We start from the raw sequence: 8834 nt of genomic DNA, 5'->3' as shown, positions 1-8834 counted from the left end.
TATAACTACAGGGGGTCAGCAGCAGATCAAACATCGAAGCCCTCAAGCCCACATCGCGCGATTTGGTTGCGGGTAAAACACCAAGGCCCCAAGAGTATGAGCCAAGCGTGCCTGGTCAACTTGTAGTAGTACCTAACCTGGGGAAAGCCCCAGACAAAACCTAGAAAAAATTGACTTAGTATACAGCGTCAATGTTACCGTTAAATCTCTTTCTAAAGAAAGAGGTAGGTGGTTAATACCTCTTGTAATAAATGTAATGCAATCCATGGCGTAATGATCTCAAGATAAAGAGATTGTAGTTACTTGATGGAGTAAACATCCGCAACAGAATCTACTATACTGCTTGTTTTTGGAGTCACCACTCACCCATGCCTACTTCTAAAACCAAAACCAAAACTACCAAGCCGACCAAGCCTACCTTCTCAGCAGATATGGTTCGTACCTATCTTCATGAGATCGGTCGCGTACCTCTGCTGACCCATGAGCAAGAAATTGTTTATGGTAAGCAAGTGCAGCAAATGATGGCACTCTTAGGAGAAAAAGCCACCTTGGAACAGGAGCTAGAGCGCGAATCGACAAATGAAGAGTGGGCTTCGTACATAAATAAGAGCGAAGCAGAACTGAAAAAAGCCATAGACCAAGGTACTCGTGCCAAGCGCAAGATGATTGAAGCGAATCTGCGCCTAGTAGTAGCGATCGCTAAGAAGTATCAGAAGCGCAACATGGAATTCTTGGACTTGATCCAGGAAGGAACCTTGGGCTTAGAGCGAGGGGTTGAGAAATTTGACCCAACCCGGGGCTACAAGTTTTCCACCTACGCTTATTGGTGGATTCGGCAAGCGATTACCCGTGCGATCGCTCAGCAAGCTCGTGCAATTCGGCTGCCTATCCACATTACTGAAAAGCTCAACAAAATTAAGAAAGTACAACGGGAGCTATCCCAGACCCTAGGTCGCAATGCTACTCCCACCGAGATTGCTAAGGAGTTGGAATTAGAACCAGCTCAGATTCGGGAATACTTGAGCATTGCTCGTCAACCCATCTCTCTCGACGTTCGCGTCGGAGATAACCAAGACACAGAGCTGTCTGAGCTGCTAGAAGATGATGGTCTAACACCGGTTAACTACACCACTCAGGAGTCCTTGCGGCAAGACCTAAATCTGCTGTTAGCAGAACTTACCCCCCAACAGCGGGAAGTGCTAGCGCTACGCTTTGGGTTAGAGGATGGCAAAGAGCTGTCTCTGGCTAAAGTTGGTAAGCGACTTAACCTCAGTCGTGAACGGGTACGCCAGTTAGAGCATCAAGCCTTAGCACAGCTACGGCGTCGCCATGCTAATTTCCGAGAGTACATCGCTAGCTAGCTAATGGTTGAATGTCTTCCAAGCATGAGTGGTAGCCAGAAACGGTTACCACTTATTTTTTTGTAAAGAAATGTAAAAAACCCCGAAATCTCTGTTCTTACCTTTGGAGTATTTCTATAGTGAGAGTAAAACTTACATCACTGTATTAAGTTCACCTATAAATTCACAAAATTTTCACATCAAAACGGGAGAGTGAGGAGGTAAAAAACCTGGGGTAGCCATTTAAGAAGCAATTTGTAAGTTAACCTGGACGAAAAATTATTCTAAGGTTTGAATAAAAGATGAGTCTAGATTCACCTATTTCAGCAAAAGGTCACTGTCTTGATGGAGCGCGGTCATAGTTGCTTAGAGCAAGGGTCAACTAGCTGGGTGAACGCTGGTAGTCAAGCTTCAGCAAAATTTCCGGCTATGACCAGCGCCAACTGTGACAGTTGATAAACCGTTCAACAAAGGAACAAACCAAAGCCTAGTTTAGGCTTAAATAGGATTATAACCTCAAGAGTTAACATAACTCTGGTTTAAGAAAAATTAACTTTTTCTGATTGATTATAGTTTCATCAGTTGATGCTCTAAACTCTCAGAATTTTTGCTTAGGGTGTATTACAGTTTTTTTTCAAAGGGGGTAAGTATGATGCTTAACCAATTAACTGGATCGTTCTTGTCAGCGCGTCAACTGCTAAATATTAGAAAACTACCCCTGACAAGGCTATTGCTAACCATAGGATTGGTAACCACCTCATCAACTATAGCAACAGCAACACCTCAACGGCCAGATCAAGCCATTGATACTACAGGTAGAGCGTACACTCAAGCAACAAGTCCAAATGCATCAATGCCTGATGATGGCATCTACTTCTATGGTGAATCCTCACAACCAGGAGAGATCGGTAAAGAATATCTAGTATTTGAAGCGAATCAGGGCAACGTGCTTGGTGCGGTATATATGCCTCAGTCAGAATATAGCTGTTTTTACGGCACCGTAGATTCAAAACAAATGAATTTGACGGTTATTGATCCCTACAACCAAACCGCTTTGTCCCATACCATTGCCCGTCAACAACGTTCACCCATTGCTGCAGTTGGTCAACAGCTAACCCTTGACCATCGCTATAGCGCTATGACTTATCCTTACAAAGTTGGACTAGAAGGATATCAACCCATTAGTTATATTAGTGATGGTGACCAGGAAATTTTGAGGGTTTGCCGGGATAACTACCAAGGAAGAGTCACTGAGTGATTAATGCTCCCTAGGAATAATACTAATTGTTAGGTAATTCAAGGAAAGAATTGACCATTAACAACCTGGGATTAGGGGTAAGTCTTAATAATTTAGGGAGCATTAAATCAAAAATCCAATCTCTAAAATTTAAATGCTAATTAAACTCTAAAATTGGCACAGTTACTCATAATCCAGCAACCAAAGCATTTAGCTCAGATTGCATTTGAGTAGAAACTTGCTCGTAACAAGCATCAACATAATCTTGATCCCGAGCAGCAACACGACCATAACGCTCAAAAACAATCGGAGGGCAAACACGAGTTGTAATCGCTATGGGCAAGGGTATATTGGGTAGAGGACCAATCGCCAATCCCCAAGGCAAACCGAGATAAATTGGGAAAACTTGTGGGTCAAGACCAAATAACCAGGGTATCCCCAACTCATGCAGTTGTCGTGCCTGTTCATAGCAGTCACCTAAGACAATCAGGGTATCATGGGCACCGTTGGATATAATCGGAACAATGGGAACTTTTTCTCGTAGTGCCAGTTTAATAAAGCCCTTACGTCCAGCCAATTGAATTTGATGACGCTGGCTATAGGGACGGAATACATCTTGGGCACCCCCTGGATAGACTAAGACACTAGCTCCCTTACGAAAAGCAGCGATCGCCATTTGGGGATTAGCCATGACTGCCCCCATCTTTGCCGCTAGCTGCGCCACGCCTGGATCAATTTGCCAGGCATTGGAATGCATCAGACCATAAACTGGACGCTGGGTGCCAAAGCGGCGAAACCAATCATACATCATCATCACCATATCAGGGGAAGCTAATCCACCATTGTGGGAACCAACCAACAGCACCTTACTCTCAGGAATGTGCTGCCAGCCATCAGTTTTAACCCGAAAGTAGTAGCGATAAAACCATTCCCACTGGGGCAGATAGGATTCAATTACTTCTGGATCTCGCTCTTCTAAAGACCAACCAAACCGATGCGTCAAGGCTATACTATTGAGTTAACTACAGTTCAATCCTATTGCAAAAAAACTCAGCTAGAGGTTAAGTTGATTACTAAAAGGTCTTACCAGGGATGCGACTGTATTCGTAAGCATATGCGCTACGCGCACGCTGTGGGAACAGCCGTCAGCAGTCAGCCTTGGCCAAAGATCACGCTAGGCGAATGGCTGATAGCTGATAGCTGTTCGCGTAGCGTGGCCAAAGGCCTTTAGCTAATCGCTGATAGCTTACCTGTATTGTTTGTTACATTGTTGCTTTAGCGCTTAGTGTATTTATTTCCTCTTGCTCCGGGTCTCGGTCAAAAATGAGTATATATTTCATGTCAGGCATCAGTCTGCGCAGAACTTGTAGATGAGCCTCAGCGTCAGTTCGGCGACGAAAGCGAGCGACAATAATTCGCTGCATTTTAGGAAGTGGCTTGATAATACACCATGGGCTTAGTCGATCACGGTAGGTCATAACACCCTGCTCCATCATGTTTGATTGATTATTCTGATAATTTTGATAAATAGATGAAATCTCTTTGACTAAACCTACCGATGCAGCGAGTTAGCGTGGTCTTGGGGGAAACCCCCACTCGCGCTTTGCATCAATAACAGTTATAAAACTAAAGTTATAGCCGTTAGAACTTTAAGCAGTGGAACACTTCAAGACATTGCTTTTAGCGCCTCTACTTTCTAGGGTGATCTGACCACGGTTAGATCACCTAAATAGTCTGCTTGCAGTTGATCTGCTTGTATAGATGTCCAACCCTCCGACCCTATCTATAAAAGCAGCTATAGTAGAATGCTGTGTTGCCAAATTGCCGATTTAAATCAAAAAGCTTCCGTTATCTGTTAGCCATTACCCATTACCCATCCCCGATTTGCTGTTGATGATAAGGACATAGCAAATTCCTAATTACCTGGGGAATCTCCTCAAAATGCTCCAAGAGAAAATCCATCAGGGCAAGATTGCGCAAATCAATTGGCTGGGGACGGCGATAGTTGTGACCGCTGGAAAACCAGCGCTGAACGGTGGCAGTTGAGCGCGAGCAGATACTAGCTATTTGTTCGTAATTCACATCCCATTTATGATAGAATTGTCTAGGAGTCATACCCAGTTGGCAGTTGCTGTAGAGTTCAATTAGATCTTGCTCTCGTTGAGTTAGAGTCCGGGGAGGGGTTCTATATTGATCGTCGAAACGGTATCTCCCAGAGGGAGTTCGTAGCACATTGGGTGATTTCAAATAATTTCGAGGGCCAACAGCCTCAGTGCAAGTCCAAGAATAGGAATCTTTATAGTTGGTTGTTAGCTTACCCTTAGGATGCCGAGGTTCAATGTCTTCTTCCCAAGCGGTATCTGCAACGATCCAAGCCGCACTAGGGGAGTCTTTGTCGAGCCAGATCAGGTAGCAAATTGCCCATTGGCATTGATGCCTGGCGTAGGCGTAGAAGAATCCAATCACAACACCCCAGTCCATTTGACCGTTTAGAGGTCGCCACCTAATGGGTGAGCCTGTTTGATAACGGGGTGTTGCTGTAGGGTTCCAGGTAGCTGGGGGGTCTATTGATGGTGGCGCAATTTCTGTTTTAATGGGGTCAAACAGTAGATCAGAGTCTACCTGGCGGATGGTATTTAAATAACTGGCTATCAGTTTTCCGGTCAGATTCTCAGTTAGGTGCTGGATTAGGACGGTAGCTAGAGTTTTTAGTTCTGGTTCTTCTATATCCATTGACTCTGCATTGAAGTCTGCATCGCCGTAGTGCTTTAAATGGGACAACAGTTGTGTGATGCCGAATTCGTCTAAGGCTTGCTGATAGCTAGGAGGCTGATCGCTTTTGTCTCTAACTGTTTCTACCATAGGAAACTTGCTGGTAATTACATCAATAGTATACTATTATGTATATAAAAGACACGTTTTAAGTACAAATAAGGTAAAATTTGACATCAACTAACAGGTAAACTTATAATAGAGATTATGAGCAAACGTATACAAGTAACCTTACCAGACCGGATTGCAGACGATTTACAGCGATGGGCTGATTACGATGGACGGCCTCTATCAAACCTTGCTGCTTACCTTCTAGAACGTGCTGTTACCGAGGCCAAGAAAGAAGGTGTTGAATGGGACAAAGATTCTTGATCTGCACCAACGGTTGATTAGACAACGCCTTAATAATCTTCATTAAGGCGTTGCTGAATATAGTATTCAGAAACGCCTAAAAACCAAATACTTTAGCCGCAACGTTAATCCTCTGGTAGATTTTCTCTGACCCATTTACGCCAAGCTAAAATCATCGTAGTGTCATCTTGGGTTTCTGCCTGCTGCAAAAACTGATTGATAATCTCTACAGAGAGAATATCAAAGGTGAAATTGTCCTGACAACGAACATAGTCTCCATTTTGCAGCCGGTAAATTTCTACAGTCTGTCCTATATAACGCCAAACTTCAGGCACTCCTATCTGCTTGTAAATCCCAAATCTCCGACTGGATGAGCTGGTAATATCGACTTCAATCACCAAGTCTGGTGGAGGATCAGTGGCTAAATCTACTGTCCTGCCTTGAATACAGTCAACATTGCCGATGTAGTAGCAAGAGTCAGGTTCTGCACCATGCTCTAAATCCTCCCGATTCAGGGTTGTAGAAGCAAACCCTTTGACCCGAAGATTCAGTTCTTCGGTTAAGGTATTCACCATCCGTTCTAGCAGCTGCTTGTATGTCTCATGGCGATCTGAGGGCATCGTGATTTCTAGCATTCCTTGAGCATAGGCAAGACGCGAGGCTCGATGATCTCCTAAGTCTGCCAATAGCGCCTTGTACGTCTGCCAACTGACGTTTTGTAAGACAATTCTCTGGGTAGTTTTAACAGGTGAATCCTCATCTGAACTAAAAGTACTGGCCATTGATGCAGTGATTGTGGTGAAAATGCGATTGGCCGTAGGCCACGCTACGGGATTGAGCGTAGGTCACGCGGGGCGCGTTCGCACAAATCCTTAACAGCAATGCAGCGCCGACCTCTAGGGGTTTCTCCGATTCGCTACTGCATTCAGACAGCGACTTAATCCAATTGGTCTGGATTAATACCTAACTCACGCAGTCGCGCCGCCAAACGTTCTGCTCGTTGCTTAGCTTTTATAGCTTCGAGCTTAGCTTCTATAGCTTCGAGCTGAGCTTGTGCCAACTCCTCGCTTGCTAGAGGAATCAAATTCCCCTCAAGGGTCATCCAGCGTAACCATAATCGGGGGATATCGCGAAAAGCGATGCAGCGCGGTCTTGGGGGTTTCCCCCATGAGCGACTGCATCAAGAACTGCCACGCCACAACCCTAAACTTAATCCCAACTCCGGCATCAGTAACCTGTCCTGATTTAGCACTGCGGGTTTATAGTGATCACCAACTAGATGAAACCCTTGTAACTCGTTGGTATAGCGACTAAAAATTACATAGTAAGGTACCCGCAGAATCTGTTCATAAACCTGCCACTTAGTCGGAGGTTTTCCCGGTGCGCTCACGGTTTGACCATGATCTTCATCTTCGGTGCCAGGAGACAATAACTCTACCACTACAAATGGACTGACTTGTTCTTGCCAGATCACATAACTCAAACGTAGGTCTTTGCTTTCATAAAGCCGAGGCACACCTACTACACCAAACCAATCCGGTCGCTTATACCAACCGGGATGGTTGAGATCATAGTAAAGATTGAGGTCACTTGCACTAAAGACTAACTCTGGGTTGGAGTTGGCAGGGGCAAAGGTTAACAATAATAGTAGGGGTTGAAAGAAATGAAATTCGTCAGGCAAACCAGGTTCGTTGGGATTTTCGCTGGGTAAGTCATACATTGTCGGCAGCGATGCAGCGCGGTCTTGGGGGTTTCCCCCACTCGCTATTGCATCAAGACAGGTTTGCCGAGGTGAAATTAGTGGCTGTGATTCATAAGGAAGGGAAGTCATAGGTAAGGTAGATTGGTGAATAACTCGATTTATAGTTATATATCTTGATTCCAATAAGAACCTCCTGGTAATTTAGTTAAATAGTCATTAATAAATAAAGGTAAATCCTTTTTTGAATGGAGGTATGTCAAAGCCAGCAAATCTTGAGTTGTTTGCTTCAGCTGAGCTCTATCTACTAGTTTTGAAAGTTGAGCTGGAGTATAGGCACCATTGAGAACCTCCACACTCGCCGTGGAAATTGCTGCCTCTAGTTCATTGTCAATCAATGACTCCCATTGATCAGCATTGATAGTATAAGTTTTTTGGTTATCTTTGAGATTCAGTTTTTGGATTTCCCGAATGAAATCACGAATTGAAGCTGCCCAAGAATTTGCCAAACGCTCCTCTACTTGGTTTTTAATCAAGTTAATTAATGCCTTGTTTAAATAGGATTCAATCTGATGCAGAGTTGCGCGTTTACTCATCTGTTCCAAGTCATCTACAATTGCTAAGGCATCTGCGTAGCGTCCCTCTAGGATACTTATTCTGAGATCGATTAATTCCTGAGTCATACCCCAGTCCTCACAGATTTATCGTTCTCTTTAGCCTATCGAAGAAACTGCACAAGTCATCTGGCACGCATATTAACTCAATAAAGTCAATAGCACGGTGCTAGGAAAATAGCTTTCAGAGCAAAAAATTGGTAAGCGATGCAGAGCGGTCATGGGTGAAACCCCCGCGTGAAGGCTTAGGTGCGCTTACAGTCGTCGAATTAAATTCGCGCTTATTGTCGCACCTCTGCATCGCTTGTCTGTACCCCCACACCCCACGCCCCACACCCCACACCCTATGAGGATGGGGAGATGGGGATAATTTTCAGGGGCTTATATCATTAATCCCAGCATCGCCTTTTCCATAATCCTTTTAGGCATTGGTCAATCCCAAACCCGATGCAAATCCAACAAAAAACCTGGTAAAACCTCTTCACCAGACAACTCAACAGGATTATCTAATATTTCTGCTGTTAACCCTGGTCGATAAACTTCCACCTGGCGTTGTTGGGGATTGATTAACCAGCCTAATTTAGCACCATTTTCCATATACTCAACCATCTTATCTTGCAAAGATTTCAGAGTGTCTGAACTAGATCGTAACTCCACTACAAAATCAGGACAAATATTGGGAAACGTTACTAGCTGTTCATCTGTTAATGTTTGCCAGCGATGCAGCGCGGTCTTGGGGAGGCAGCGCGGTCTTGGGGGTTCCCCCCATGAGCGACTGCCGTTGGTTTCCCCCATGAGCGACTGCATCAAGAAGCGTTTTA

The 8834-nt window shown here is 44.5% G+C and carries 11 protein-coding genes; 3 read left to right on the top strand and 8 right to left on the bottom strand.

Going from position 1 to position 8834, the window contains the following annotated elements:
- The first annotated feature begins 368 nt into the window (after window positions 1-368).
- Together F6K52_RS27135 and F6K52_RS27130 are read left to right on the top strand one after the other, a co-directional pair.
- On the top strand, window positions 369-1361 hold the full coding sequence (locus F6K52_RS27135; RefSeq protein ID WP_293085694.1) for an RNA polymerase sigma factor, RpoD/SigA family: 993 nt from the start codon (window positions 369-371) through the stop codon (window positions 1359-1361).
- A gap of 658 nt (window positions 1362-2019) precedes the next feature.
- Window positions 2020-2598 (top strand): hypothetical protein, encoded by a 579-nt coding sequence (locus F6K52_RS27130; RefSeq protein WP_293085691.1) that lies wholly within the window; start codon window positions 2020-2022, stop codon window positions 2596-2598.
- A gap of 166 nt (window positions 2599-2764) precedes the next feature.
- On the opposite strand, the gene F6K52_RS27125 is transcribed toward F6K52_RS27130, so the two are convergent.
- The 3 genes from F6K52_RS27125 to F6K52_RS27115 all read right to left on the bottom strand — a co-directional run bounded on the left by F6K52_RS27125 (window position 2765) and on the right by F6K52_RS27115 (window position 5439).
- Window positions 2765-3580 (bottom strand): lysophospholipid acyltransferase family protein, encoded by an 816-nt coding sequence (locus tag F6K52_RS27125; protein ID WP_293085688.1) that lies wholly within the window; start codon window positions 3578-3580, stop codon window positions 2765-2767.
- A gap of 259 nt (window positions 3581-3839) precedes the next feature.
- A complete protein-coding gene (locus F6K52_RS27120; RefSeq protein ID WP_293085685.1) occupies window positions 3840-4055 on the bottom strand; it encodes a hypothetical protein in 216 nt (71 codons plus the stop codon).
- Between the two features lie 391 nt (window positions 4056-4446).
- A complete protein-coding gene (locus tag F6K52_RS27115; RefSeq protein ID WP_293085681.1) occupies window positions 4447-5439 on the bottom strand; it encodes a hypothetical protein in 993 nt (330 codons plus the stop codon).
- A gap of 117 nt (window positions 5440-5556) precedes the next feature.
- Between F6K52_RS27115 and F6K52_RS27110 the strand changes: the two genes are divergently transcribed.
- Window positions 5557-5721, top strand: coding sequence for a hypothetical protein (locus F6K52_RS27110; RefSeq protein ID WP_075901161.1), 165 nt, complete (start codon window positions 5557-5559; stop codon window positions 5719-5721).
- Window positions 5722-5825: 104 nt separating this feature from the next.
- Here F6K52_RS27110 and F6K52_RS27105 read toward each other — a convergent pair whose 3' ends face one another.
- From F6K52_RS27105 to F6K52_RS27090, 5 genes are all read right to left on the bottom strand, one after another.
- Window positions 5826-6482, bottom strand: coding sequence for a Uma2 family endonuclease (locus F6K52_RS27105; protein ID WP_293085676.1), 657 nt, complete (start codon window positions 6480-6482; stop codon window positions 5826-5828).
- A 155-nt stretch (window positions 6483-6637) separates the two neighbouring features.
- Window positions 6638-6802 carry a hypothetical protein gene (locus F6K52_RS37110; protein WP_364419913.1) on the bottom strand — a complete coding sequence of 55 codons (165 nt, stop codon included), beginning with the start codon at window positions 6800-6802 and terminating at the stop codon, window positions 6638-6640.
- Window positions 6803-6880: 78 nt separating this feature from the next.
- A complete protein-coding gene (locus F6K52_RS27100) occupies window positions 6881-7531 on the bottom strand; it encodes a Uma2 family endonuclease (protein ID WP_364419910.1) in 651 nt (216 codons plus the stop codon).
- Window positions 7532-7566: 35 nt separating this feature from the next.
- Complete coding sequence (locus F6K52_RS27095) at window positions 7567-8082, bottom strand: DUF29 family protein (RefSeq protein WP_293085673.1); 516 nt, start codon at window positions 8080-8082, stop codon at window positions 7567-7569.
- A gap of 363 nt (window positions 8083-8445) precedes the next feature.
- The coding region (locus F6K52_RS27090) for a Uma2 family endonuclease (protein WP_293085670.1) at window positions 8446-8834 on the bottom strand (389 nt) is incomplete at its 5' end.

The organism is Moorena sp. SIO3H5 (assembly GCF_010692395.1).
Lineage (GTDB): Bacteria > Cyanobacteriota > Cyanobacteriia > Cyanobacteriales > Coleofasciculaceae > Moorena.
Note: the sequence above shows the minus strand (reverse complement) of the source record. Positions and strands in the feature narration are given on the sequence as shown.

Bases quoted from the DNA above. Each gene is read 5' to 3' on its own strand.
- F6K52_RS27135 (WP_293085694.1), top strand. From the start codon at position 369: ATGCCTACTTCTAAAACCAAAACCAAAACTACCAAGCCGACCAAGCCT.
- F6K52_RS27120 (WP_293085685.1), bottom strand. From the start codon at position 4,055: ATGACCTACCGTGATCGACTAAGCCCATGGTGTATTATCAAGCCACTT.
- F6K52_RS27115 (WP_293085681.1), bottom strand. From the start codon at position 5,439: ATGGTAGAAACAGTTAGAGACAAAAGCGATCAGCCTCCTAGCTATCAG.
- F6K52_RS27110 (WP_075901161.1), top strand. From the start codon at position 5,557: ATGAGCAAACGTATACAAGTAACCTTACCAGACCGGATTGCAGACGAT.
- F6K52_RS27105 (WP_293085676.1), bottom strand. From the start codon at position 6,482: ATGGCCAGTACTTTTAGTTCAGATGAGGATTCACCTGTTAAAACTACC.
- F6K52_RS37110 (WP_364419913.1), bottom strand. From the start codon at position 6,802: ATGACCCTTGAGGGGAATTTGATTCCTCTAGCAAGCGAGGAGTTGGCA.
- F6K52_RS27100 (WP_364419910.1), bottom strand. From the start codon at position 7,531: ATGACTTCCCTTCCTTATGAATCACAGCCACTAATTTCACCTCGGCAA.
- F6K52_RS27095 (WP_293085673.1), bottom strand. From the start codon at position 8,082: ATGACTCAGGAATTAATCGATCTCAGAATAAGTATCCTAGAGGGACGC.